The organism is Streptomyces sp. NPDC040410 (assembly GCF_055595715.1).
Window position 1 is genome coordinate 123,396 of sequence record NZ_JBVIVK010000012.1, and the last position, 22,428, is coordinate 145,823.

The following is a 22,428-nucleotide window of genomic DNA, read 5'->3' on the forward strand; positions in this document are numbered from 1 at the left end:
GTGACGGACAGGGCGTTCATCGAACTCGACCGCGTCGAGAAGGTCTTCGACGTGCGCAAGCGGACCGGTTTCCTGAGAAGCCGGCGACGGCAGGTGCGGGCCGTGGACTCGATCTCCTTCACAGTGGCGCGGGGCGAGATGGTCGGCTACATCGGGCCGAACGGCGCGGGCAAGTCGACGACCATCAAGATGCTCACGGGGATCCTCGCGCCCAGCGGTGGCCGGCTGCGGGTCGCGGGCATCGACCCGTCCCGTGAGCGCACGCGTCTGGCGCACCGGATCGGGGTGGTGTTCGGGCAGCGTACGACGTTGTGGTGGGACCTGCCGCTGATCGACTCGTACCGGCTGATGCACCGCATGTACCGCATCCCGGACGGCCGCTACCGCGAGAACCTCGGCCGGCTCGTCGAACTTCTCGATCTGGGCGAGCTGTTGGACGTCCCGGTGCGTCAGCTGTCCCTGGGGCAGCGGATGCGGGGTGACATCGCGGCGGCGCTGCTGCACGACCCGGAGGTGCTGTACCTGGACGAGCCGACGATCGGCCTCGATGTGATCTCCAAGGCCAAGGTGCGGGGCTTCCTACGGGAGTTGAACGCCGAGCGCGGCACGACCGTGCTGCTGACGACGCACGATCTGCAGGACATCGAGCAGTTGTGCTCGCGGGTGATGGTCATCGACCACGGGCGGCTGATGTACGACGGCCCGCTCGCCGGCCTGCACGAGGTGGGGGAGAGCGAGCGGATCCTGGTGGTGGACCTGGAGCGGGAGCTGCCGCCGATCGAGGCCGCGCCCGCGCGGGTGGTGAGGGTGGAGGGGCCGCGGCAGTGGCTGGCGTTCCCGGCGGCGGAGTCGGCGGCGGCGCTGGTGGCGCGGGTCGCCGCGGAGTATCCGCTGGTGGACCTTTCGGTGCGGGAGCCGGACATCGAGGCGGTGATCGCCAAAATGTACGTCGATCAAGCGGAGAGAGCGGTCTCGTAGCCGTGGGCCGGGGGACCTCGTAGGCTGCGGTACATGACCGACGACCTTCCGGAACTCCGAGCGTCAGACGCCGATCGCGAACGTGTCGCCGAGGTCCTGCGGGACGCCCTCGCGGAGGGCCGGCTCGACATGACGGAGTTCGAGGAGCGCCTGGACGCGACGTACAAGGCACGGACGTACGGGGAGCTGGCGCCGATCACCCGGGATCTGCCGGCCGCGAACGCACCCCGGCTGTCGATGACCAAGGTGCCCGCGGAGCACGGGAGTTGGGCGGAGCGGATCGTCGGGGGCGAGGGGACCTCGACGTGGGCCGTGGCCGTGATGTCGGGGTTCCGGCGCCGGGGGCGCTGGACGGTGCCCAGGCGGTTCAACGCGTTCGCGTTCTGGGGCGGCGGCGAGATCGATCTCAGGGAGGCGAACTTCGCGGACCGCGAGGTCGAGATCAACTGCGTCGCGATCATGGGCGGGATGGAGATCATCGTGCCGCCCGGCGTCGAGGTCGTCGTGCGCGGTATCGGGATCATGGGCGGCTTCGACCAGCGCGAGGGCGATCCCGGCGACCCCGGGGCGCCCCGGGTGATCGTGAAGGGGTTCGCGTTCTGGGGCGGTGTCGGCGTGGAGCGGAAGCTGCCGCGGGCGGAGCGGCGGCGGCTCAAGGAGGAGCGGCGACGGGAGCGGCTGGAAGGCGGCCACGGGTCCCATGGGTCTCACGGTTCCCACGGGTCCCATGGGTCTCACGGCTCCCAGGGTTCCCACGGTTCCCACGGCGAGCTGCACTGAGCGTGCTGCCGCGTCGCCACGGCTTCGCCGGTGCCGGGCCTTTCGCGTCGTCCGGGCGGCGACCGGCGCGCCCGGTGTCCCGCCGCCGCACATCGCCCGAGTCGGAGTCTGAGAGGTTTTGCGCGGGTTGAGGGCGCGGCGGCGGGAGCAGCTGGAAGGTTCGCCACGGCTCTCACGGGTCGCATGGGTCTCACGGTCCCATGGGTCTCACGGTCCCATGGGTCTCACAGGCCACATGGGTCTCACGGGCCACATGGGTCTCACGGGTCCCACAGTGAGCCGCCCTGAGCGGCTGCCGCGGCGCTACAGTTCCGCCGGTGCCGAGCCCTTCAGGTCGTCCAGGTCGAACACCTCGGCCATCCGCGCATAGCCCTTGTCACTCGGGTGCAGGTGGTCGCCCGAGTCGTAGTCGGAGCGGAACCTGCGTGGGTTGTAGGGGTCGCGCAGTGCCTTGTCGAAGTCGGCCACGGCGTCGTAGACGTGGCCCGCGCGGATCTCGGCGTTGATCCGCTGCCGTACGGACTCGCGGGCGGCGGTGTAGCCGCGGTGGCCCTCGAACGGCATCAGGGTGGCGCCGATCACCTTGAGGCCGCGGGCGTGGGCTTGGCGGACCAGCGTGCGCAGGCCGTCGAGGATCTTGTGGGGGTCGGCCAGCCTCGGGTTGCGCAGGATGTCGTTGACGCCGAGGTCGATGACGACGGCCTTGACGTTCGTACGGTCGAGGACGTCTCGTGAGAAGCGGCCCAGGCCGCTCTGGTTGTCGGCGGGACGGCCGAGGCCGTCGGCGAGGACCTGGTTGCCGCTGATGCCCTGGTTGACGACGCTGTAGCGGGGCACGTCCCGGCCGGTGTCGACCTCCGTGCGCAGCCGCTGGGAAAGGGCGTCGGTCCAGCGGCGGTTGGCGTTCGCGGTGGAGGTTATGCCGTCGGTGAGCGAGTCGCCGAGGACGACGACGGTGCCGTCCGACTCGTCGCTGATCACGTCCAGTGCGGTCAGGTAGCGCCAGGACTCGGTCTGCCCGGTGTACGCGGCCGCGGTCACGTCCTCGGTGCGGTCGCCTTCGGCGACGTAGGAGATCTGGCGGGCGTGCGGATGGTAGGTGACCGGGCCGGACCGGACAGGGGAGTAGGTGGTCACCAGGACGTCGCTGCCGCCGGGGACGCGGATGGCGACGGCGTCGCTGAGCACCTGCGCTCCGGCCGGGATGACGACGGTGGGCCGGCCGCCGAAGGTGAGGCGCCGCATGGTGTCCGTCGTCGCCGCCGCAGTGCCTGAGCCGGCGGCCACGGCGACGGAGGCGTGCGTGATCGTCAGCTGCGACTGGCCGTAGAGATTGGACAGCGTGACACGGGCACTCGTACCGCCGGTGCTCGCGTGCACGACGTTGCGCACCGAGCGGCCCGCCATGCCGGCGCTCTCGGTTCCGGGCTCGCCGCCGACCGGGGAGGCGGACCAGGCGCCGACCCAGACGCCGGTGGAGGCGGGAGCGGCGGAGTTGTGCGGGGTGCGGGCCCCGGCGAGGGTGTTCCTGCCGCCGGTGCCGTCGTCGGCGGCGACTCCGGCATAGATGGCGGCCGACAGGGCCACGATCACGGAGACGATCGCGGAAAGCAGGGCATAACCGTGACGCTTGGTCATGCGGTGCGTGTCTCCTCGGCGGACGGGAGCCGGCGGCTCCGATGTGATCACCTCATGATGCGTCATGAGGGAGGAGGAAGCCGAACAAGACCCCCATCGGGCCGCCGGAGGCCCCCGGTGACTTCCCCCACCGGACAGACGCCGGGAACTCCTGATCCGTTCCAGGAGTCGGTCAGGAAGGGACAATGTGTGCAGGAGATCACGAACGGGTGGAGCGGATGGAACGCACAGAACCTGCTGAGACGGCCGGTATCCCCGCCGCTGCCGCCCGCGCCATGACGACGTTCAGCGCGGCCGACGAGGAGAAACAGCGCGGAGTGCGCCGGATGAAGCTCACCGCGCTCGGGCTGCTGCTGCTCGTGGCGGTCGTCTACGTCCTCGCCCAGTGGGCGTCGAACGACGGCGCGGGACCCTGGGCGCGATATGTCGCCGCGGCCGCCGAGGCCGGCATGGTCGGTGCGATGGCCGACTGGTTCGCGGTCACCGCCCTCTTCCGCCGCCCGCTCGGCCTGCCCATCCCGCACACCGCGATCATCCCCACCAAGAAGGACCAGCTGGGCGTCTCCCTCGGCGAGTTCGTCGGCGAGAACTTCCTCTCCGAGGACGTCGTACGGCAGCGGCTGCGCGCCGTCGGCATCGGCAGCCGGCTCGGCGCCTGGCTCGCCGAACCGGACCACGCGGACCGCGTGACGTCGGAGCTGTCGGCCGCTCTGCGGGGGGCGCTGACGGTCCTGCGGGACTCCGACGTCCAGGCCGTGGTCGCCGAGGCCATCACCCGCCGCGCCGACGCCCAGGAGATCGCGCCCGGCATAGGCAAGCTGCTGGAGAAGATCGTCGCCGACGGCGGCCACAGGCGGGTCGTCGACCTGATCGTCACGCGCGCGCACGACTGGCTCGTCCTGCACGACGACCAGGTCATGGACGCGGTGCAGGGCGGAGCGCCCGGCTGGACCCCGAAGTTCGTCGACAGGAAGGTCGGCGAACGGGTCTACAAGGAGCTGCTGCGCTTCGCCGCCGAGATGCGCGACATGCCCTCCCACCCGGCCCGGGGCGCACTGGACCGCTTCCTCACCGACTTCGCCTCCGACCTCCAGTCCGACACCGACACGCGCGCGCGGGTCGAGCGGCTCAAGGGCGAGGTGCTGGGCCGTGGCGAGGTCCAGGACCTGATCGCCTCCGCGTGGACCGCCGTACGGTCCATGATCGTCTCTGCCGCCGAGGACGAACGCAGCGAGCTGCGGCTGCGTGTACGGGCCTCGCTGCTGTCGCTCGGCGCCCGGATGGCGGCCGAACCGAAGATCCAGGGCAAGGTCGACAACTGGGTGGAAGGCGCCGCGGTGTACGTCGTCACCACCTACCGCAAGGAGATCACCTCCCTGATCACGGACACGGTGGCCGGCTGGGACGCCGAGCACACGACCCGCAAGATCGAGGCGAACATCGGCCGTGACCTCCAGTTCATCCGCATCAACGGCACGGTGGTGGGCTCGCTGGTGGGGCTGCTGATCTACACGGTGTCACGGGCGGTGGGGGCGTAACCGCGGCTGGTCGAGGGAACCCGGCCCCGGTTTCCGCTCGACGAGGAGGCGCCCCATGGCAACCGCACTGGCCGACACCGGACGCACCGTCACCACCACCATCCCAGCCCGCCTCGACCGCCTCCCGTGGTCGCGCCGGCACTGGACGATCGTCATCGGGCTCGGCACCGTCTGGATCCTCGACGGCTGCGGGCGAAGTCGGTGACTCTGCGTAATCGGCTACGTACATCGCGTTCATGACCGCCTGCGCCTGTACCGACCGGATGATTGCATACGGGTCATGTCTGATGATTGCGCAGCCGAAGCGCGGTGGGAGGTCATGTGGGCCACCGGCAGCATCGTCGACCCCCGCTCCCGGAGTCTCCTGGCCGGCCACACCGGCAAGGTGACCGCGGTGGCGACGGGGGTGCTCGACGGCCGGGCGGTCGCCGTCACCGGCAGCGAAGACGAGACGGTGCGGGTGTGGGACCTGACCACCGGCCGGCACATCGGCGCACCCCTCACCGGCAACGAGTACCAGGTGGGTTCCGTGGCAACGGCGGTGGTGGACGGCCGTACGGTCGCCATCACCGGCGGCTATGACACGGTGCGGGTGTGGGACCTGACCACCGCCCAGCAGATCGGCGGATTCCTGCAAAGACACACCTACTTGGTGTGGGCGGTGGCAACGGCGGTAGTCGACGACCGCACCGTCGCCGTCACCGGCAGTGTCGACAACATGGGGTGGGTGTGGGACCTCGGCGACGACGACCGGCCCGTCGGCGGATACCTCCAAGGCCACACCCACTGGGTGCGGGCGGTGGCAACGGCCGTGGTGAACGGCCGCTCGGTCGCCGTCACCGGCAGCCTGGACAAGACGGTGCGGGTGTGGGATCTGGACACTCGCGAAACGGTCGGCGAGCCCCTCACCGGCCACACCGACGGGGTGACCGCCGTGGCAACGGGGGTGGTGGACAGCTGCCCGATCGCTGTCACCGGCAGCGACGACAGGACGGTGCGGGTGTGGGATCTGACCACCGGCCAGCCCGTCGGCCGGCCCCTCACCGGCCACACCGGCACGGTGAACACGGTGGCGACAGCGGTGGTGGACGGCCGTCCGGTCGCCGTCACCGGCAGCGAAGACGAGACGGTGCGGGTGTGGGACCTGACCACCGGCCGGCAGGCCGGACCGGAGTTGGTGCTTCCCGAGCAGGTGCACGCGGTGGCCGTCACTTCGGACGGTCGGCTGGTGGTGGGATTCGGCCATGAGGTGGCCGTCCTGGCCCCCCGCTGACCAGGTTCCCGCACGCGGGCGTTTCGGTCGTCGGGGGTGTCATAAGGGAGGGGCTGTCGCTGAGGCCGGCAGAGACGGGGCTGCTGCCGAGGCGTCCGCTCAGCCGCGCCGGTCGGCGACCGCCCACGACGCCAGGGCCACGGCCCCCGCCACCCCGAACACGGCGGGCCAGGCGCCCACCTTCTTGGCCAGCGGATGGGACCCGGCGAACGCGGCGACGTAGGCGGCGGTCAGCGCCCCCGCGGCCTTCCCGCCGGCCTGCTGCCGCCACTGCTGAGCTGCCGCGACCCCGGCGACGGCGAGCACGGCCCCGCCGAGCTGCCGCTTCCTGGTCCAGCGCGCCACGCCGTACCCGCCCACGAGCCCGCTCGCGGCCACGACCGAGCTGGGAACCTTCGCCATGCCTGCCTCCTGCGATCGCTGTGTTCTCCGTGTCCTGGTACGACGTGCGATCACAGGCTAATGCTCGCGTACGGCGCCCGGCCGTGACGGAAGGGCCCTACCGGAAGACGGAGACGTGGTGTTGGGCCCACTCGCCGAAGGTGCGGGGCGCCCGGCCGAGGACGCGCTCGACGTCGGGGCTGATTCGGCGCTCCGCAGGGGTGGGCCTGCCCAGGATGTCGAGGGTGGTCTCGACGACGGGCTCAGGCATGAACCGCAGCATCTGAGCTCGCGCCTCGTCCCGGGTCTGCTCGACGAAGCGGACCGGCTCGCCCAACGCGTCGCCGATCGCCGCGGCCCGCTGCCGGGGCGTGCTGAGGGCGGGCCCGGTCAACTCGTAGACACAACCGCCGTGATGGCCCTCGCGCAGCGCCGCAGCGGCGACCCCGGCGATGTCGGCGGGATCGATGGCCGGCAGCCCGACGTCACCGAACGGCGCGAACACGGTCCGCTCGTCACGGACCGACTCGATCCAGGCGTAGGCGTTGGAGTGAAAACCGCCAGGCCGCAGGATCGTCCACTCCAGCCCCGACTCCCTTACGGCGTTCTCGATGGCCCGTGCCGCAGCCCCGTGCGAAGCCGACTCCGGCCGCGTCGCGACACCCTGTGAGGACAGCAGGACGACCCGCCCGATCCCGCCGGCCTTTGCGACATCGAGGATGTCCCGCGGACTGAGCAGATGCGCGCTCGGTCCACCGTTCTGCAGGAACAGCCCGTCAGCTCCGTCGAACACCCCCCGAAGGCTTTCGGCATCGATCAGATCGGATCGCCGCTGCCGGACGCCCGCCGGCACGTCCCTGTCCGAGATCCCCCGGGACGTGGCGGTCACCTGCTCGCCGGCTGCCGCGAGCGCCCGCACGAGCGCTCGGCCGACGTTGCCGGTCGCCCCCGTAACCACAAACATGAACAACTCCCCTGCTAATTCGGCTTGGTTGCCGATGAAGGGACGCTAACACCGCCGATATAGTAGGTACCTACAGGAAAGTGGCTATCCCGAAGGGATGCAAAGGCATGTCCGGCGACACGACCTGGAAGGCATCGGCCGAGACCGACCCGCAACTGGCCTGCCCCATCAGCCCGGTCGTGGACCTGGTGTTCAGCCGGTGGACCACACCGATCCTGTGGACCCTCCACGCACACGGACGGCAGCGCTTCGTGGAACTGGAACGACGTATCACCAAGATCACGCCAAAGGTGCTGACCCAACGTCTGCGCCAACTGGAACGCGACGGCCTGGTCGTGCGCACGTACCACCCGGAGGTCCCCCCACGAGTGGAGTACGAGATCAGCGAACTCGGCCACACCCTGGCCCCACTCTTCGCGCACCTCGCGACATGGTCCGCCACGAACCTGAACAAGGTCGAGGAGGCCCGCCAGGAGTACGACTCCGAGAGGTGATCTCCGACGGGTCAGCTCCGGTGGGGGACGGTGAAGTAGTGGTGCGCGGTGGAGTTCGCCCCACCAAGGCTGAAGTCCAGGACGGGTGCCGACCGCTTCTGAGGCACTGAGCGGAAGAGAGCTGCCGCGCTTCGGGCCGATTCCACCCGCTCGATTACCAATAGAGGGATCGATGTGGCGCGGCTAGCTGGAAGCGATAGCCGCATATGACCACACATCGGCTGGAAGCTCATGCTCCAATCGCCATGTGATCGCCATCGGCTTGCTGCCCGTGTGGGCCTCATAGGTCGCCGGACCCAAAAGCATCCACGGTTGGGACTTGCCGATGTCCGTGTTCTTGTAGCGGCGCATGAACAGGAGGACGTGGCTGCCCCGTTGGTTGTGGTTTTGGTAGCGCAACCCGGTCGGCGAGTTGGCGGCGGTCGCGTTCTGGGACTCCCAGTGGAAGAGCGTTGGGCTCAGGGCGTAGTCCTTGTAGCGGACCGTGGGGGAGAAGTCCTTTTCGTTCTTCTCCAGGGTGATCAGGAGGGCGTCGGTCTTGATCTCCTCGACCCACTGGACGCCCTGAGCGAAGGATCGAGGCATCTGGCCGCCCAAGCGAGCCACTCCGAGAGCCGCCAGGATCTCTGAACGGTTGTAGGAGCCGTGGACCTTCAGAGGGATGTCGCGGTGGTTGTCGGGAAGGGCGATCGGGAAGTGGTCGGTCTGTTCCATCACGAACGACAGCACCTGCCGGAGCTCATCACGGAGCATCGGTTGGTCGAGCAGCGACTCGATGCCTTCCTGGTAGCTGGCGAAGCCGCCCGCGTTGTCCCACAAGTTGAAGAAGAGCATGCGCGCGTACGTCTGATCCGCAGGGCTCAGCACTTCGTAGGACGGCGCATCGTCGGAGAGGAGGCGGAGGTACGCGTCGGCCCGGTCCGGGTCGTCGACGTGGAGGAAGGCGTGGACGCGCTTGAGGAGTGCCGCTTCTCCTGAGGGCGCGATGTCCTTGACGACGCCCGCCTTCCGAAGCACGGTCGTCCACGAGTTGTCGCTTTTGTAGAGCTCCTTGATCTCTCGTCGGCTTTCACGGACGTAGTCGGCGAGTCGCTGCGTGCCGTATGCCTTGACCTCGTTGACCAACGTCTTGACCGTGGCGCCCAGTTGATTGCGAATGTTGTCGAGCACGAGGTCCTTGGACTTGCCTTCCAGAATGATCTGGCATCCGGAGGGAAGTTGCGGGAAGTCATGCTCGATGTGGTCGACGAGTCGGTTTCGCGAGAGATTCGTCAGGGCCCGGAACTGCTCCTCGAAGCGGAACTCCGCCCTGTGCTGACCGATGAAGTCAAGGACGGTGAGCACCGGCTTCGTCTGCGTGCGGCGCAGCCCTCGGCCAAGCTGTTGGAGGAAGATCGTGGCGCTGTTGGTTGGCCTTAGGAGGAGCAGGGTGTCGACATCAGGGATGTCCAGGCCCTCGTTGAACAGGTCGACGGAGAAGATGACTTGGAGCTTGCCGTCACGTAGATCAGCGAGCGCCTGAGCGCGTACTGCGGCCGGTGAGTCGCTGTCCAGCGCCACAGCCTGGAAACCGGCCTTGCGGAAGAAACCGGCCATGAAGTGAGCATGGGACTTGGTGACACAGAAGCCCAGGGCTCGCATGGCTCCAGGGTTGGAGGCCTTGTCGCGGATCTGCTTGACGACGATACGAGCACGGGCGTGGTTGCCCGTATAGAGATTTCCGAGCTCTTGATCGGCGTATGTGCCCTTGCTCCAACCGAGGTTGGTGAGATCCGTGCCATCTGGGATACCGAAGTAGTGGAAGGGGCACAACAGGTCGTTTTCGAGAGCCTCCCAGAGTCGCATCTCAGCTGCGATGCGACCGTCGAAGAACTCGTCCTGGACATTTAGCCCGTCCATCCGCTCAGGGGTGGCGGTGAGACCCAGCAATTCCTTCGGCCTGAAGTGGTCGATGACCCGCCGGTACGTGGCCGCGGTGGCGTGATGGAACTCGTCAATGACGATGATGTCGAAGTGGTCTGGGGTGAGCTGCTCCAGGCGCCTGACATTGAGGGACTGGACGCTCGCGAAGACCTGATCCCAGGCTTGCGGCTCCTGTCCGCTGTGGAGCAGTTCTCCGAAGGAGGCGTTGTCCAGGACCTCCTGGTACGTGCGCAGGGACTGCCGGAGAATCTCCTTGCGGTGGGCCACGAACAGCAACCGTGGCTGCTTGGTGCCGTGCTTCTTGGCCAGATCGCGGTAGTCGAGGGCTGCCATCACGGTCTTGCCGGTGCCGGTGGCTGCGACGAGGAGATTGCGGTTCCGTCCTCGGATCTCTCGCTCGACACGGAGGCGTTCCAGCATGTCCCGCTGGTGAGGGTAGGGGCGGACTTCAAGGCCCGAGAGACTGATCTTCAGGTCAGTCGCGGAGGTGTTGCCGCTTGCCTGAGCCAGGGCTTGATCGAGGCGTTCGCCGTGCTCGTCGGGGTCATACGGCTCAAAGGCGATGTCGTTCCAGTACGCGTCGAAGGTCGCCTCGAACTTGTTGAGGACCGACGGCGTGGCGATCGACGACAGCCTCACGTTCCACTCCAGGCCATCGAGGAGTGCGGCCTTCGACAGGTTGGAGCTGCCGACGTACGCAGTGTCGAAGCCGCTCTTCCGGCGAAACAGCCATGCCTTCGCATGCAGCCTGGTGGATCGGAGCTCGTAGTTGACCCTGACCTCGGCGCCGAAGTCGCGGACGAGCCGGTCGAGAGCGTGGCGGTCAGTGGCACCGATGTAGGTCGTCGTCATGACACGGATCTGTACGCCGCGTTCCTTCGCGGCGCGGAGGGAGTCCTCCAAGACGCGAATGCCGTACCACTTCACAAAAGCGCAGAGCAGATCGATGCGGTCTGCGGTGGCCAGTTCGGCTCTCAACTCCGCACCCAGGCTGGGGTCTTCAGGAGAGTTCGTGATCAGCGAGGTTTCGGACAGAGGCGTGAGGGGGCGCACCGCATAGGCCCCAGGAGCCTGCTGCTCGGCGAGAGCGAGGAGCTGCCGCGGACCCTCGACGATCGTGCTCGCCGCCTCGGCATCCTGTTCCTCAGGCGTCGAGGTAGCCAGAGATCGCAGGACCCGGTTGGCGACAGCGACCTGCTTTTCATGCGGCAGCTGACTCAGCCGCCGCTCGACGGCCTCACTGATGTGCCGAGCCAGCACATGAGGGGACGACTCGGCGCTGACCTCGGCATCGATGGCCTTCCAGCCTGAAGCAGCGAGCTGCTCCAGCTCATCGTGCATGCCATGGGTGATGAGCCTCTCGTAGATACCCGCGACCGGCTGCCCGAGGTCCCCCCGCTCCGTCACGACTGCTCCTTGATCACCTACGTCGAGATGACTCAGTTCTACGAGATGACTCAGTTCTAACAGCAGCCACCGACGATCGAAGGCGTTCCAGGGAAATCTGATCGTTTTCGGATGACCCTGGTCCCTGCGCGGTCACACCCACGACCACGCCGCCAGCCCCACCCCGAACAAACAAAGCAACACCCCGTTCACCACGTACGTCTCGGGGTTGAACGTCCGCTGGGTCCTGACCACGACCACCCTGCGAGGGTCCGCCGGGTCATACCGCGCCACTACCTCGAATCCCACCCACAGAGAGTGCACGTCCGCGTTCAGTGGGGCCCGCCGGTAGGTCTGGTTTCTCGGGCCCGCCTGGTAGCGGATCTGGGCCGGGTGGAGGGTCGGGCCCTCGCGGCGGGGGCCGCGGACGACCTCGCCCTGCGTGCGGGTGCCGCGGACGCCGAGCAGTCGTACGCCCTTGCGTTCGCGTAGGCCGCGGCGGACCACGCGGAGTCCGTAGGCCAGCCACCCGGCGGCGAAGACGAAGGCGAACGTCAGCCAAGGCTGGTCCATGTCAGGCTCCCCCCGAGGCGGATGTCCGCTTCCCCTGAAGCAGAAAGCCGCCTCCCCCGGAGGCCAGTGTCGGCCACCGCTCGACGCGGACGCGAGTCTTCCCCGGGAACCGGCGCCCAGCCCTCGCGGGAAACCGCGCCCCGCCTTCTGTGGAACGGGCGCCCCGCCTCCCCTACGCCCCGTGGCACCCCTCATAAATCCGCCCCGACCCACACCAGCAATCAACCCCCCGCTGCGGCGGCCAGGCCACCGCCCGCCCCCGTGCCGCCAGCGTCGTCGCGTACTGGGGGAGCAGCGCCACGTCCCCGGGCGACGTCCCCTCCGACGCGGCGAAGGCCTCGTAAGAAGGGACCGTGCCCGACACGATCCCCAGGTTCGGTGTGCCCGACGCCGCGAGCTCGCGCAGTGACCGCTCTATCGTCGCCAGGTGCTCCGGATGCGACGGGTACTCGTCCGCCAGCGTCGGGTACGCCGTCACCAGCTCCGTCAGTTCCCCCGCCGGCCAGTGCAGGACCGCCACCGGGAACGGGCGGGACAGGGCCTCCCGGTATGCGCCGAGTTCCGCCTGGAGCCGGGAGATCTCGGCCGCCAGCTCCGCCGGGTTGTCCGAGCCCAGGGACCAGATCCGCTTCGGGTCGTGGAGCTCGTCCAGCGACACCGAGGACGAGTGCAGCGTGTCCGCCAGCATGTCCAGCTCGTCGTGCCCCACGCCCAGCATCCTCCGCACCCGGTGGCGGCCGAACAGAAGCGGATGCGTCGAGTACGGCGGCTCCGAGCCGTCCGTCAGGAGCAGCCGCGCCCCCTCCGAGAAAGTGGCCTCCGCCGCCTCCAGCTCGTCGTGCGCCTCCAGTGCCTCCGCCACGATCACCCACGGTGCCGGGTCCTGCGGGGACCCCGCCCGGACGCCGTCGATGATCGCTCGGGCCTCGGCCTCGTGGTCGTACTCCCAGAGGTTGGAGGCCTTCAGCGCCCGCACGAGATACGGGTCCTCGAGCCCGTCGGGCGACGACAGCAGGCGGTCGTAGAGCGCGGTGGCCGCGGGGCGGTCGCCTGCCAGTTCCAGGTGGGCCGCGGCCTGCAGCAGCAGGGCTTCGGTGTCCTCGGGATACAGGCCGGCGGTCCGCTCCAGGCGTGCCGCTTCGGCGGTGTGGTCGGCGTTCTCGGCAGGCGTGTCGGGGCGCATGGGGGACACCGTACTGCCGACCGACGGCAAAGGAGAGATATGCGCAGGCCGGCGGGGGGCGGGAGTCGAGTCACTCGCTCCAGAGCGTGCTGTGAACGTGCTGGGCACGCGATCAGGACGTGCCTATGCGGTCCCGCCGTCTCTCCACAGCTGCTGGGGCTCGTCGCTGTTGCAGGTGGTCACCATCACCTGCTTTCCGCCGCCGTAGGACGGTGAGGCGATCTCCAGGCAACGCCCGGTCTCGGTGTTCTTGAGGGTCTGACCTTCAGGTGTCTCGCTCCCGATACGCCATTGCACGTAGCCGGTGCCTCCGATGCCGCCGCAGGCTTCCAGCCCGGCCGCGTAGTCGTTGTTGTAGGGCGCCGACAGGCAGTCTCCGCTTGCCCGGTTGACCAGCTCGAAGGTGCCGCCGCCGGAGGAGCGCAGGGTCCACGCGTAGGAGTCGCTGGAACTGCAGGTCCCGAAGCCGGGGTAGACGCCGTCGTCGCCGGACACGCACTGGTCGGTCGAGACGTTCCGGATGCGCGACACGGACCCCGGGGAGAGTGTCGTGGCCTCGGACTCTGCGGACGGCGGCGGCGTGGCCTCAGGGGTGCTCCCCGTATTGGTCTGTGCCGACTGAGACCCGGACCGGGCGGGGCCGGATGGGGGCATGGCGGGTTTCGACGGGGAGCGGGTGGCGGACGGCGATCCGGAAGCCGACGCCGATCCGGAAGGCGACGGCGACGGGGAGGACCGCTCCCGGCCCGAGAGCGAGCGGGCGGCGTCTGCCGGCCGCAGGTGGGCTGCGATACTTCCGGCACGCCGACTGCGGGAAGGACTCGCGCCGTACGGCGGATGTCCCGCCCGCGCAACCGTCGTACCTGTCGAGGACGTCCCCTACGGAGCCGGGACCCATCGGGGACCCATCGAGGCTGATCCGGTAGGAATACTGGTGGACACGGAGACGAGGGGAGCGGCCATGACGAGCAGCTGGGCGAACCTGCGTCCCGCCGCCACGCTCCTGCTCCTGCTTCTCCACGTCGCGCTGCTCGACGCCGGCAGCCTCTCCGCCACCGTCGCGCTGGCCGCGACCGCCGCGGCCGGCTCCACGTTCGCCCTCTGCTCTGTGCTCGCCGCGCGCTGCGCGCCGGCCGTGCCGCCCACCCGGGTCCGTACGGCCATCCGCGACCGCGCCCGCCGTACGGCGTTCCTGCCGCAACGCGATCCCGACGCGGCGGGCCGGCCACGGCCCCGAGCACCCGGACACGCCCTCTTGACGACCGCCGCGTAGGGCACGCCGTCATGTGAGTGCCTGAGTACTCGGGTACGTGACCTGCGCGGGTGGGTCGTCATGCCGTCATCCCCTTTTCTCTTTCAGCCGGCACGACGAGACCCCCGGAGGGCTCCTCACCCATGTCCGTTTTCGCCAGCCTGGTCGAGTACCTGGCCGACCTGCTCCAGCCGCTGTTCGGCGCATCGGCGGCCGCGGCCGCGATCGTGCTGTTCACCGCCCTCGTACGACTGCTTGTGCACCCCCTGTCCAGGGCGGCCGCCCGCGGGCAGAAGGCCCGCACCGAACTGCAGCCGAAGATCAACGAGTTGCGGAAGAAGCACGCGAAGGACCCCGAGAAGCTGCAGAAGGCGGTGCTGGAGCTGCACGCCGAGGAGAAGGTGTCGCCGCTCGCCGGGTGTCTGCCCAGCATGTTCCAGCTGCCGGCCTTCTTCCTCCTCTACCACCTCTTCTCCAGCACGACGATCGGCGGGCAGGCGAACGCGCTGCTCGGCCATCAGCTGTTTGCCGCGCCCCTCGGCGACCGCTGGGCGGACGCCCTGAGCGGCGGCGTTCTCGCGGGTGCGGGGCTCGTGTACGTGGCGCTGTTCGCGGTCGTCGCCGCCGTGGCCGCCTTCAACTACCGCCGTGCGAAGCGGACGCTGGCCGCCGCCGCGGATTCGACGGTGCGGGTGGGCGACGGCGCGGGGATTCCCGGGTTCGGCGCCGTCAGCAGGCTCGCCCCGTTCATGTCCTTCTTCACGCTCTTCACCGTGGCCGTGGTGCCGCTGGCCGCCGGGCTGTATGTGGTGACCAGTACGACGTGGAGCGCGGTGGAGCGGGCGGTGCTGTACCGCTGACAGGAGAGAGCCGAGGGCACGGTCCAGTCCGTGAACGGGGTTCGAAGACGCGCAGACAATCCGCTGGGAGGGGGAACCGCGGGTTGTCTTCGGCCGCGGGCCTGCTGTGGCTTGTCGCGTGGTTCCCCGCGCCCCGGGATTCTCCAGCCGTGTCGGCTACCGGCCCAGGAACTCCTCCAGCGCCTCCACCACGAACCTGTGGTCCTGGAGCTGGGGCAGTCCGCTCACCGTCACCGCGCCGATCACGCCCACGCCCTCCACCGTGATGGGGAAGGAGCCGCCGTGTGCCGCGTACACGTCCGGGTCCAGGCGTGAGGAGTCCTCGAACGTGGTGCCCTTGGCGCGGCAGCGCGCTCCCACCAGATACGAGGCCGAGCCGTACCGCTCCACCACGCGGCGCTTGCGGGCGATCCAGGCGTCGTTGTCCGGAGTCGAACCCGGCAGTGCCGCGTGGAAGAGCTGCTGGCCGGCGCGGTGGATGTCGATGGCGACGGGTGCCTGCCGTTCGCGGGCCAGGTCGACCAGGAGGGAGCCCAGCGCCCAGGCGTCGTCGTAGGTGAACCGGCGGAACACCAGGCGGCGCTCCTGTGTCTCCAGTTCCTCGACGCTCGGAGTGATCTCGGGGCGGAACTTCGGGGTGATTCCCTGGTTGTGCGTCACAGCGTCACCGCCACTCCATCGTGGGCCGAACGACGGGCCGCCTGCAGTACGTCGAGAGCCGCGGCCGCCCCCAGTGCGGTCACGGGGTTCTCGCCGGTGCCGGTGATGGCGGCGGCCACTGCTGCATAGTAGGCCGGGTAGTCGCCCGGGAGGGTCGGTACGGGGCTTCCGCCGCCGGTGAGCGGGGATTCTTCCCCAAAGTGGGGACCGCCGGCGCCGACGCGGCCCCACAGCGACTCGGGCTCCACGCCCCAGTCCTCGCCGCCGCCGGGGCGCCTGCCCTCGCGCAGGGCCGCCTCCTGCGGGTCGAGGCCGTACTTCACGTAACCCGCCTGCGAGCCCAGTACCCGGAAGCGCGGGCCGAGTCGGGCCGCGGTGGCGGAGACGTACAGGTGCGAGCGCACCCCGTTCGCGTGCGTGAGCGCGATGAACGTGTCGTCGTCGGTGCGCGCGCCCGGGCGCCGGATGTCCGACTCGGCGTACACGGTGGTCACGGGGCCGAACAGGACGAGGGCCTGGTCGACGACATGACTGCCGAGGTCGTACAGCAGACCTCCGATCTCTGTGGGGTCGCCGGACTCCCGCCAGCCGCCCTTCGGCTGCGGCCGCCACCGCTCGAAGCGCGACTCGAACCGCCATACGTCACCCAGCTCGCCTCCGGCCAGCAGTCCCCGCAGGGTCAGGAAGTCGTTGTCCCAGCGGCGGTTCTGGAAGACGGAGAGCAGCAGTCCGCGCTCCTCGGCCAGCGCTGCCAGCTCGCGCGCCCCGGCCGCCGTGCCGGCGATCGGCTTGTCCACGACCACGGGCAGACCGGCCTTCAGGGAGGCTTCCGCGAGCGGGACGTGCGTCTTGTTCGGGGACGCGACGACGATCAGGTCCAGTTCGCCGGCCCGGTCGAACAGCTCGTCGGGCGTGGCGGCGACGCGTACGTCCGGGAACTCGGCGAGAGCCCGTGCCTGCCGCTCAGGGTTCGAGGTGACCACCGTGTCCAGGGCGAGGCCTTCGGTGGCGGCGATCAGCGGGGCGTGGAAGACGGAGCCCGCGAGGCCGTAGCCGATGAGGCCCACGCGGAGGGGGGTAGTGGTGCCAGTCATACGGCCCACTTTCGCAACGCTGTTGCCAAAGTGCAAGTACAGGGGAGAATGGGCGGCGTGAACCGGACGAACGGCGGCGCCAATCTGCTCGCCCTGCGCAGCCACAACGCCGCGCTCGTGCTCGACCTGCTGCGCGGGTCGGGCGCGGACGGCATCAGCCGGCTCGAACTCGCCGAGCGGACCGGGCTCACCCCGCAGGCGGTCAGCAAGATCACCGCCCGGCTGCGGGAGGACGGTCTCGCCGCGGAAGCGGGGCGCCGGGCGTCCACCGGCGGCAAGCCGCGCACGGTGCTGCGGCTGGTGCCCGACGCGGCACACGCGGTGGGACTGCACGTGGACCGGGACGAGTCGACGGTGGTGCTGTGCGACCTGACCGGTGCGGTGGTCGCCGAACGGCGCTCTCCGCTGGATTTCGGCGCGGGCTCCGAGGCGGTGATCGAGGAGGCGGCCCGGGCGGTGGCGGCGCTGCCCGGCGGGCGGTCGCCCTCCGTTCTCGGCCTCGGCGTCGCCCTTCCCGGCCCCCTCGACCACACCCATGGCGTCCTGCACCGGGTCACCGGATTCCCCGAGTGGGACGGCTTCCCGCTCCGCGACGCGCTGGCCCGGCGGCTCGGAGTGCCGGTCGTGGTCGACAAGGACACCAACGCGGCCGCGTTCGGGCTCTCGGTCGGCGGAGGGGGTGCGGACGGGGGTGGGAGCGACGGCGGCGGCGGGTCCTTCGCGTATCTGCACCTCGGTACGGGGCTCGGCGCCGGGCTCGTGATCGACGGCGCCGTCCACCGGGGGGCCCGGACCGGCGCGGGCGAGTTCGGGCACCAGGTCGTCCAGCTGGACGGGCCGCCCTGCGACTGCGGGAACCGCGGCTGTATCGAGGCCCTGTGCCTGGACGCGGTGGCGCGCGGCGAGACCGACGAGGCGGCTCGGGTGCTGGGCGTGGGTGCCGCGAACCTCGTCGGACTGCTCGACATCGACCTCGTTCTGCTCGGCGGCCGTACCGTCACCGCCGAGCCGGAGGCGTTCGTCCGCGGGGTCGGGGCCGTCCTGGACGCCCGCGCCCGCCGCGAAGGCGGCCGCGACGGCGCCGTACCGGTACGGATCGCCCCCGGCGGGGCGCGAGGCGTCGCAGAGGGCGCGGCCCAGCTGCTGCTCGCGCCGCTGTTCGGGCGGGCCGGCGGGTGACGTCCGTCCGCTGATCGAGGGGACTTCCGCACCTCCACGGAGCGGCGTCGCCACCCGCACACCCCCGCCCGGCATGGTCATGTGCTTATGCGACTGTTCACGCCCGCCTCCCTCTGCCTGGCAGCCGCCGCCGCCCTCCTCCCCGCAGCCGCTCCGGCGCACGCGCAGGCCGCCCCGTCCTGTGCCGCCGGCGGCCGGGCCTTCCCGCTCACCACCCGTATCCGCGGCGGCCCCCACACCTACGAGGCCGGCGGCGGCTTCGGCACCTGGTACCTCGACCTCACCAACACCACCGACCGCACCTGCTCCGGCGTCCACCCGGTCGTCGTCCTCGTCGACGAGAAGCGCGCGCTCAAGCCCGGGCAGCCCCGCCTCGAGTTCTACGAGGGCACGCGCCCGCACTCCGTCCGCCTGGAGACGACCGACGAGGACGAGCTGGTCGGCGCCTTCGACGACGGCTTCCCCGGGTTCACCGTCGGCCCCGGCCGGACCCTCACGGTGAAGGTGCGGCTCTCGGTCACCTCGGACGCCGTCCCCAACGAGGTCACCGTCAACGCCGCCGTCGTACAGCGCCACGACGACGACGGCGACTGGATCGGCGAGTCGAACGCCTACCGCTTCGGCATCGACGCCGGCCCGGCCGCGAAAGAGCGGAAGCAGAAGCCGGACCCCGAGCCCGAGCCGGACGAGGAACCGCGCCCCGAGGCCTCCGCCACCGCCCCGGCCGGCCCCCTCCCCTTCGCCGACGAGCTCGCGCACACCGGACTCGGCCCGGCGGGCGGCGCCGTCGCGGCGGCCGCGGCCGTGCTGCTCGCCACGGGCGGCGCGCTGCTGGTGGCACGCAGACGCCGCTGAAGCGCGAACGGCAGGGCGGAGGTCGTCGGGAGCGGGCCCATTCCCCCAAGATCCCGGCGACGCTTAGGGTGGGCGCACGCAGCACCGCCCACATGCGTACGGCAGGAGATCCCGCATGGCTGACCGCAGGCCCATCGAGTCGTGGCTCACCGACATGGACGGTGTGCTGATCCATGAGGGCGTACCGATCCCCGGCGCCGACGCCTTCCTCAAGAAACTGCGTGAGTCGGGGAAGCCGTTCCTGGTCCTCACCAACAACTCGATCTACACCCCGCGCGACCTGCACGCCCGGCTGCGGCGCATGGGACTGGACGTGCCGGTCGAGTCCATCTGGACCTCGGCGCTGGCCACCGCCCAGTTCCTGGACGACCAGCGGCCGGGCGGCTCGGCGTACGTGATCGGCGAGGCGGGCCTGACCACGGCACTGCACGACATCGGCTACATCCTCACCGACCACGAGCCCGACTACGTCGTCCTCGGCGAGACCCGTACCTACTCGTTCGAGGCCATGACCAAGGCCGTACGGCTCATCAACGGCGGCGCCCGCTTCATCTGCACCAACCCCGACGAGACCGGCCCCTCCACCGAGGGCCCGCTCCCGGCGACCGGCGCGGTGGCCGCGCTGATCACCAAGGCGACCGGCAAGAAGCCGTACTTCGCGGGCAAGCCGAACCCTCTGATGATGCGGACCGGGCTCAACGCGATCGGCGCCCACTCCGAGACCAGCGCCATGATCGGCGACCGTATGGACACCGACGTGCTGGCCGGCATGGAGGCCGGGATGCAGACGTTCCTGGTGCTCACCGGTCTGACCCGGCCCGAGCACGTCGAGGACTTCCCGTACCGGCCGTCGAAGGTCGTGGACTCGATCGCGGACCTCGTCGACCGGGTCTGAGCCGCGGGGCCCGAGCCTGAAACCCTTCCGCACCCGAATGGAGCAGCCGGGTCGCGCTGAGGATGCGAGGCCCGGCCGTGCGGGGGAGGCTCCAGATATCTGGAGGTTCACGATGGGTTCAGCAAGAATCACTCTCTGTGCGGGCATCCTGGCCGCCGTCGCCTTCGCCCCGACGGCGTACGCGCAGGACGGAGGTGTCTCGGTCAGCCCGTCGTCCCCGGCTCCCGGCAGCGACGTCGCGATGCGGGTCAGCGACTGCAAGGAGAAGACCGGCACAGCCGTCTCCGCGGCCTTCGTCGCGGACATCCGGCTCACCGGGACCGACGGAATGCTCGTCGGCGAGAGCCGCATCCGCTCCACGCTCACCGCGGGCACGTACGAGGTGAAGGTGCGCTGCGGCGGCGCCGACCGCAAGGGCACGTTCACCGTCGGGCAGGGGCATGCCACGGTCCATCCGTCCGCCCCGTCCACGCCCGTCGCCCCCGTCCACGCCGGCGGCGGCGGCGCCGCCCGCCGGCTCTCCGCCGTGGACGCCCACGCCGACGGCCCCGGCACCGCACACGCGGTGACCGGGCTGGTCCTCGTCGGCGCCGCCGCGGTGGCCGTCGCGCTCCGGAGCGCCCGCCGGAGCCGCGGGACGGGCTGACGGCCATGTCCGACCGCGAACGCTCCGCCGGCTCCGGCCGGCTGCTGACCGGCGTGGCCTGGGCGGTCCTGCTGCTCGGACTGTGGCTGTGGGGCCGCGAGGTGACCGACGTACGGCAGGGCATATCAGCGCCGGCCACCGGCGACATGGCGGCGGTCGGACGGCCGCCGGACGTGAAACTGCCGCCCGCGCTGCGGCCGCTCGCGGACGCGCTGCCGCAGCGCGTCGACATCCCAGGTCTCGGCATTCAGGCGCCGGTGGTGGCCCGCGGGCTGGACGGGCAGGGAGCGATCGACCCGCCGCCTTTCGACCAGCCCGGTGTCGTCGGCTGGTACGCGGACGGAGTGAAACCCGGGGCCGCCGGGACCGCGCTGATGGTGGGGCACGTCGACACCGAGACCCGGCCCGCCGTCTTCTACAAGATCAGCGTGCTCAAGCCCGGCCAGACCGTCCGGGTGGTGCGCGACGACGGCAAGGTCGCCGAGTTCACCGTCGACGACGTCCGGGTCGTCGCCCGCGACCGCTTCGACGCCCGGCAGGTGTACGGCCCCCGGCAGTCGGGGCGGGCCGAACTGCGGCTGATCACCTGCGGCGGCACCTTCGACCGCGCGAGCCGCAGCTACACGGCGAACGTGATCGTGTCGGCGTACCTCACCGGAATCCGTGCCTAGGCCGCGTCAGCCAAGGTTCGCCCCGTCGCGACGCCCGGCACGCCCTCTCGCCGCACCGCCGCACCGGCCGAAAGCCCGAGTACGTCCAGTACGAGGACTTCCGGCCGGCACGCCGAGAGCACGCACCGGACGCCGCTCCTTCACGGCAAACCTTGGCTCGCCGCACTGGTGCCGCGTCAGCCTTGGCTGGCGGCACGGGGTTTCGCCGGCAGGCACGCGTCCGCCAAGACCACCTGGCCCGGTCGGCGACCCGCTCCCCCAGAAGCCGCCGACCGGGCTGGTCCTCAACCGCGCGCGCACGGGCTGCGGGAGTAACCCGGCGACTGCCGCGGGAGGCCTGAAAACACAGGGGGACCAGGGCCTGGCCGGGGGCTGGGGCCGTCCGAGAAGACTCTAGAACGTATGAGCGGCCTAGGCCTAGGCCTAGGCCTCCCGGCGCAGCTCCGCGTCGTCCGCGACCCGCTCGACGACCGCGCTCGCGACCCGGTCCAGCGGCAGCCGGCGCCGACGCGCGTACTGCCTGAGCGCCATGAACGCCTGGTCCGGGCCGGTGTTCCAGCGCTCGGCGAGCATGCCCTTGGCCTGCTCGACGCGCACCCTGCTGGACACGCCTCCTGCAACTGCCCCGCCAGGGTGCGGTACTCGGTGTACGTGCGATGGTTCTGCAGCCCCACGGCGGCGGCGTCGGCGAGGGCCTGCGCGACCCGCACATCCGGGGCCGCGCCGGACGGGTCGCTCTCGGGCAGGGCCGGCACGAACACGTTGAGCGCGCCGAGCAGCGTCTCCCGGCGGCGCAGCGGGACCGCGAAGGTCGCCGCGATGCGGTGCCGCAGCGCCCGCTCGGTGAAGTCGGGCCAGCGGGAGTCCGCGTGGGCCGCCTGGATGGAGACCGGCAGAACCGGTTTCCCGGAGCCGTGGCTGTCCAGACAGGGGCCGCCGCCGTGCTGGGCCTCCAGCAGGTCGAGCGCCACCTCCCGCTGCCGGCTGCTCCCGGCGAGCGACACCGCCCGGCCGCCGTCGATCAGCATGATGCCGGCCGCCCGCGCGGACAGCAGTGCGACGCAGTTGTCCAGGACCCGTTGCAGATGGTCCGCGGCCTCGAAGCCGTCGGTGAGGGTGTCCGCCGCCTCTACCAGTGCCGCCGCCAGCCGGGCCTCCCGGGTGGTGTGGTGCATGACCGCGCACTCCCCTTCCGGCGACGAGCG

The 22,428-nt window shown here is 70.5% G+C and carries 24 protein-coding genes and 1 pseudogene; 14 read left to right on the plus strand and 11 right to left on the minus strand.

Annotated features, from left to right (window positions below; genetic code table 11):
* Both ACZ562_RS23800 and ACZ562_RS23805 read left to right on the plus strand, forming a co-directional pair.
* On the plus strand, nt 1–978 hold the full coding sequence (locus ACZ562_RS23800; RefSeq protein WP_471182504.1) for an ABC transporter ATP-binding protein: 978 nt from the start codon (nt 1–3) through the stop codon (nt 976–978).
* 33 nt (nt 979–1,011) lie between these two features.
* On the plus strand, nt 1,012–1,758 hold the full coding sequence (locus ACZ562_RS23805; RefSeq protein ID WP_471182507.1) for a DUF1707 SHOCT-like domain-containing protein: 747 nt from the start codon (nt 1,012–1,014) through the stop codon (nt 1,756–1,758).
* A 303-nt stretch (nt 1,759–2,061) separates the two neighbouring features.
* Here ACZ562_RS23805 and ACZ562_RS23810 read toward each other — a convergent pair whose 3' ends face one another.
* Nucleotides 2,062–3,396: an SGNH/GDSL hydrolase family protein gene (locus ACZ562_RS23810; protein WP_471182509.1), complete on the minus strand. Its 1,335-nt coding sequence runs from the start codon at nt 3,394–3,396 to the stop codon at nt 2,062–2,064.
* A gap of 218 nt (nt 3,397–3,614) precedes the next feature.
* Between ACZ562_RS23810 and ACZ562_RS23815 the strand changes: the two genes are divergently transcribed.
* From ACZ562_RS23815 to ACZ562_RS23825, 3 genes are all read left to right on the plus strand, one after another.
* Nucleotides 3,615–4,934, plus strand: a complete 1,320-nt coding sequence (locus tag ACZ562_RS23815; RefSeq protein WP_471182511.1) for a DUF445 domain-containing protein — start codon at nt 3,615–3,617, stop codon at nt 4,932–4,934.
* A gap of 55 nt (nt 4,935–4,989) precedes the next feature.
* Nucleotides 4,990–5,139, plus strand: coding sequence for a hypothetical protein (locus ACZ562_RS23820; protein ID WP_471182881.1), 150 nt, complete (start codon nt 4,990–4,992; stop codon nt 5,137–5,139).
* A 75-nt stretch (nt 5,140–5,214) separates the two neighbouring features.
* The gene (locus tag ACZ562_RS23825; RefSeq protein ID WP_471182514.1) at nt 5,215–6,207 is read left to right on the plus strand and encodes a WD40 repeat domain-containing protein; all 993 of its coding nucleotides are present in this window, start codon (nt 5,215–5,217) and stop codon (nt 6,205–6,207) included.
* 99 nt (nt 6,208–6,306) lie between these two features.
* Here ACZ562_RS23825 and ACZ562_RS23830 read toward each other — a convergent pair whose 3' ends face one another.
* Together ACZ562_RS23830 and ACZ562_RS23835 are read right to left on the minus strand one after the other, a co-directional pair.
* Nucleotides 6,307–6,609, minus strand: coding sequence for a hypothetical protein (locus ACZ562_RS23830; RefSeq protein WP_471182516.1), 303 nt, complete (start codon nt 6,607–6,609; stop codon nt 6,307–6,309).
* 97 nt (nt 6,610–6,706) lie between these two features.
* Entirely contained in the window at nt 6,707–7,552 is an 846-nt protein-coding gene (locus ACZ562_RS23835; protein ID WP_471182519.1) for an NAD(P)H-binding protein, read from the minus strand.
* A 107-nt stretch (nt 7,553–7,659) separates the two neighbouring features.
* Here ACZ562_RS23835 and ACZ562_RS23840 point away from each other — a divergent pair, with 107 nt between their 5' ends.
* Nucleotides 7,660–8,046, plus strand: coding sequence for a winged helix-turn-helix transcriptional regulator (locus tag ACZ562_RS23840; RefSeq protein WP_471182521.1), 387 nt, complete (start codon nt 7,660–7,662; stop codon nt 8,044–8,046).
* A gap of 183 nt (nt 8,047–8,229) precedes the next feature.
* On the opposite strand, the gene ACZ562_RS23845 is transcribed toward ACZ562_RS23840, so the two are convergent.
* Nucleotides 8,230–11,310: a DEAD/DEAH box helicase gene (locus ACZ562_RS23845; protein ID WP_471182524.1), complete on the minus strand. Its 3,081-nt coding sequence runs from the start codon at nt 11,308–11,310 to the stop codon at nt 8,230–8,232.
* 3 nt (nt 11,311–11,313) lie between these two features.
* Here ACZ562_RS23845 and ACZ562_RS23850 point away from each other — a divergent pair, with 3 nt between their 5' ends.
* Nucleotides 11,314–11,436 (plus strand): hypothetical protein, encoded by a 123-nt coding sequence (locus tag ACZ562_RS23850; protein WP_471182526.1) that lies wholly within the window; start codon nt 11,314–11,316, stop codon nt 11,434–11,436.
* Nucleotides 11,437–11,508: 72 nt separating this feature from the next.
* On the opposite strand, the gene ACZ562_RS23855 is transcribed toward ACZ562_RS23850, so the two are convergent.
* The 3 genes from ACZ562_RS23855 to ACZ562_RS23865 all read right to left on the minus strand — a co-directional run bounded on the left by ACZ562_RS23855 (nt 11,509) and on the right by ACZ562_RS23865 (nt 13,642).
* Nucleotides 11,509–11,928, minus strand: a complete 420-nt coding sequence (locus ACZ562_RS23855; RefSeq protein ID WP_471182528.1) for a DUF3592 domain-containing protein — start codon at nt 11,926–11,928, stop codon at nt 11,509–11,511.
* Between the two features lie 172 nt (nt 11,929–12,100).
* Nucleotides 12,101–13,111, minus strand: a complete 1,011-nt coding sequence (locus ACZ562_RS23860) for a hypothetical protein (protein ID WP_471182531.1) — start codon at nt 13,109–13,111, stop codon at nt 12,101–12,103.
* Nucleotides 13,112–13,234: 123 nt separating this feature from the next.
* Nucleotides 13,235–13,642, minus strand: coding sequence for an RICIN domain-containing protein (locus ACZ562_RS23865; protein ID WP_471182533.1), 408 nt, complete (start codon nt 13,640–13,642; stop codon nt 13,235–13,237).
* Between the two features lie 430 nt (nt 13,643–14,072).
* On the opposite strand from ACZ562_RS23865, the gene ACZ562_RS23870 reads away from it, so the two are divergent.
* Entirely contained in the window at nt 14,073–14,384 is a 312-nt protein-coding gene (locus ACZ562_RS23870; RefSeq protein ID WP_471182867.1) for a DUF6412 domain-containing protein, read from the plus strand.
* A gap of 122 nt (nt 14,385–14,506) precedes the next feature.
* A complete protein-coding gene (locus ACZ562_RS23875) occupies nt 14,507–15,223 on the plus strand; it encodes a YidC/Oxa1 family membrane protein insertase (protein WP_471182536.1) in 717 nt (238 codons plus the stop codon).
* 156 nt (nt 15,224–15,379) lie between these two features.
* On the opposite strand, the gene ACZ562_RS23880 is transcribed toward ACZ562_RS23875, so the two are convergent.
* Both ACZ562_RS23880 and ACZ562_RS23885 read right to left on the minus strand, forming a co-directional pair.
* Entirely contained in the window at nt 15,380–15,883 is a 504-nt protein-coding gene (locus ACZ562_RS23880) for a heme-degrading domain-containing protein (protein ID WP_471182538.1), read from the minus strand.
* A complete protein-coding gene (locus ACZ562_RS23885; RefSeq protein WP_471182541.1) occupies nt 15,880–16,977 on the minus strand; it encodes a Gfo/Idh/MocA family protein in 1,098 nt (365 codons plus the stop codon). Before ACZ562_RS23885 ends, ACZ562_RS23880 begins: the two co-directional genes overlap by 4 nt.
* A gap of 48 nt (nt 16,978–17,025) precedes the next feature.
* Here ACZ562_RS23885 and ACZ562_RS23890 point away from each other — a divergent pair, with 48 nt between their 5' ends.
* The 5 genes from ACZ562_RS23890 (at nt 17,026) to ACZ562_RS23910 (ending at nt 21,223) form a co-directional block, all read left to right on the plus strand.
* Nucleotides 17,026–18,156 (plus strand): ROK family transcriptional regulator, encoded by a 1,131-nt coding sequence (locus tag ACZ562_RS23890; RefSeq protein ID WP_471182543.1) that lies wholly within the window; start codon nt 17,026–17,028, stop codon nt 18,154–18,156.
* Between the two features lie 81 nt (nt 18,157–18,237).
* Nucleotides 18,238–19,011 carry a hypothetical protein gene (locus ACZ562_RS23895; RefSeq protein WP_471182546.1) on the plus strand — a complete coding sequence of 258 codons (774 nt, stop codon included), beginning with the start codon at nt 18,238–18,240 and terminating at the stop codon, nt 19,009–19,011.
* Nucleotides 19,012–19,126: 115 nt separating this feature from the next.
* Nucleotides 19,127–19,906 (plus strand): HAD-IIA family hydrolase, encoded by a 780-nt coding sequence (locus tag ACZ562_RS23900; protein ID WP_471182548.1) that lies wholly within the window; start codon nt 19,127–19,129, stop codon nt 19,904–19,906.
* A gap of 112 nt (nt 19,907–20,018) precedes the next feature.
* Nucleotides 20,019–20,552 (plus strand): hypothetical protein, encoded by a 534-nt coding sequence (locus ACZ562_RS23905; protein WP_471182550.1) that lies wholly within the window; start codon nt 20,019–20,021, stop codon nt 20,550–20,552.
* Nucleotides 20,553–20,557: 5 nt separating this feature from the next.
* Nucleotides 20,558–21,223, plus strand: coding sequence for a class F sortase (locus tag ACZ562_RS23910; RefSeq protein WP_471182553.1), 666 nt, complete (start codon nt 20,558–20,560; stop codon nt 21,221–21,223).
* Nucleotides 21,224–21,646: 423 nt separating this feature from the next.
* Here the strand turns inward: ACZ562_RS23910 and ACZ562_RS23915 are convergent, their stop codons facing one another.
* Nucleotides 21,647–21,832 carry an ANTAR domain-containing protein gene (locus tag ACZ562_RS23915; protein ID WP_471182555.1) on the minus strand — a complete coding sequence of 62 codons (186 nt, stop codon included), beginning with the start codon at nt 21,830–21,832 and terminating at the stop codon, nt 21,647–21,649.
* Nucleotides 21,833–21,945: 113 nt separating this feature from the next.
* Nucleotides 21,946–22,398: pseudogene (locus ACZ562_RS23920) on the minus strand (GAF domain-containing protein); the annotation flags it as partial.
* Between the last annotated feature and the right edge of the window lie 30 nt (nt 22,399–22,428).

Coding starts and splice junctions, on each gene's coding strand:
- ACZ562_RS23805 (WP_471182507.1), top strand. CDS start 1,012: ATGACCGACGACCTTCCGGAACTCCGAGCGTCAGACGCCGATCGCGAA.
- ACZ562_RS23810 (WP_471182509.1), bottom strand. CDS start 3,396: ATGACCAAGCGTCACGGTTATGCCCTGCTTTCCGCGATCGTCTCCGTG.
- ACZ562_RS23815 (WP_471182511.1), top strand. CDS start 3,615: ATGGAACGCACAGAACCTGCTGAGACGGCCGGTATCCCCGCCGCTGCC.
- ACZ562_RS23820 (WP_471182881.1), top strand. CDS start 4,990: ATGGCAACCGCACTGGCCGACACCGGACGCACCGTCACCACCACCATC.
- ACZ562_RS23825 (WP_471182514.1), top strand. CDS start 5,215: ATGTCTGATGATTGCGCAGCCGAAGCGCGGTGGGAGGTCATGTGGGCC.
- ACZ562_RS23830 (WP_471182516.1), bottom strand. CDS start 6,609: ATGGCGAAGGTTCCCAGCTCGGTCGTGGCCGCGAGCGGGCTCGTGGGC.
- ACZ562_RS23835 (WP_471182519.1), bottom strand. CDS start 7,552: ATGTTTGTGGTTACGGGGGCGACCGGCAACGTCGGCCGAGCGCTCGTG.
- ACZ562_RS23840 (WP_471182521.1), top strand. CDS start 7,660: ATGTCCGGCGACACGACCTGGAAGGCATCGGCCGAGACCGACCCGCAA.
- ACZ562_RS23845 (WP_471182524.1), bottom strand. CDS start 11,310: ATGCACGATGAGCTGGAGCAGCTCGCTGCTTCAGGCTGGAAGGCCATC.
- ACZ562_RS23850 (WP_471182526.1), top strand. CDS start 11,314: ATGGGTGATGAGCCTCTCGTAGATACCCGCGACCGGCTGCCCGAGGTC.
- ACZ562_RS23855 (WP_471182528.1), bottom strand. CDS start 11,928: ATGGACCAGCCTTGGCTGACGTTCGCCTTCGTCTTCGCCGCCGGGTGG.
- ACZ562_RS23860 (WP_471182531.1), bottom strand. CDS start 13,111: ATGCGCCCCGACACGCCTGCCGAGAACGCCGACCACACCGCCGAAGCG.
- ACZ562_RS23870 (WP_471182867.1), top strand. CDS start 14,073: ATGACGAGCAGCTGGGCGAACCTGCGTCCCGCCGCCACGCTCCTGCTC.
- ACZ562_RS23875 (WP_471182536.1), top strand. CDS start 14,507: ATGTCCGTTTTCGCCAGCCTGGTCGAGTACCTGGCCGACCTGCTCCAG.
- ACZ562_RS23885 (WP_471182541.1), bottom strand. CDS start 16,977: ATGACTGGCACCACTACCCCCCTCCGCGTGGGCCTCATCGGCTACGGC.
- ACZ562_RS23890 (WP_471182543.1), top strand. CDS start 17,026: ATGGGCGGCGTGAACCGGACGAACGGCGGCGCCAATCTGCTCGCCCTG.
- ACZ562_RS23900 (WP_471182548.1), top strand. CDS start 19,127: ATGGCTGACCGCAGGCCCATCGAGTCGTGGCTCACCGACATGGACGGT.
- ACZ562_RS23905 (WP_471182550.1), top strand. CDS start 20,019: ATGGGTTCAGCAAGAATCACTCTCTGTGCGGGCATCCTGGCCGCCGTC.
- ACZ562_RS23910 (WP_471182553.1), top strand. CDS start 20,558: ATGTCCGACCGCGAACGCTCCGCCGGCTCCGGCCGGCTGCTGACCGGC.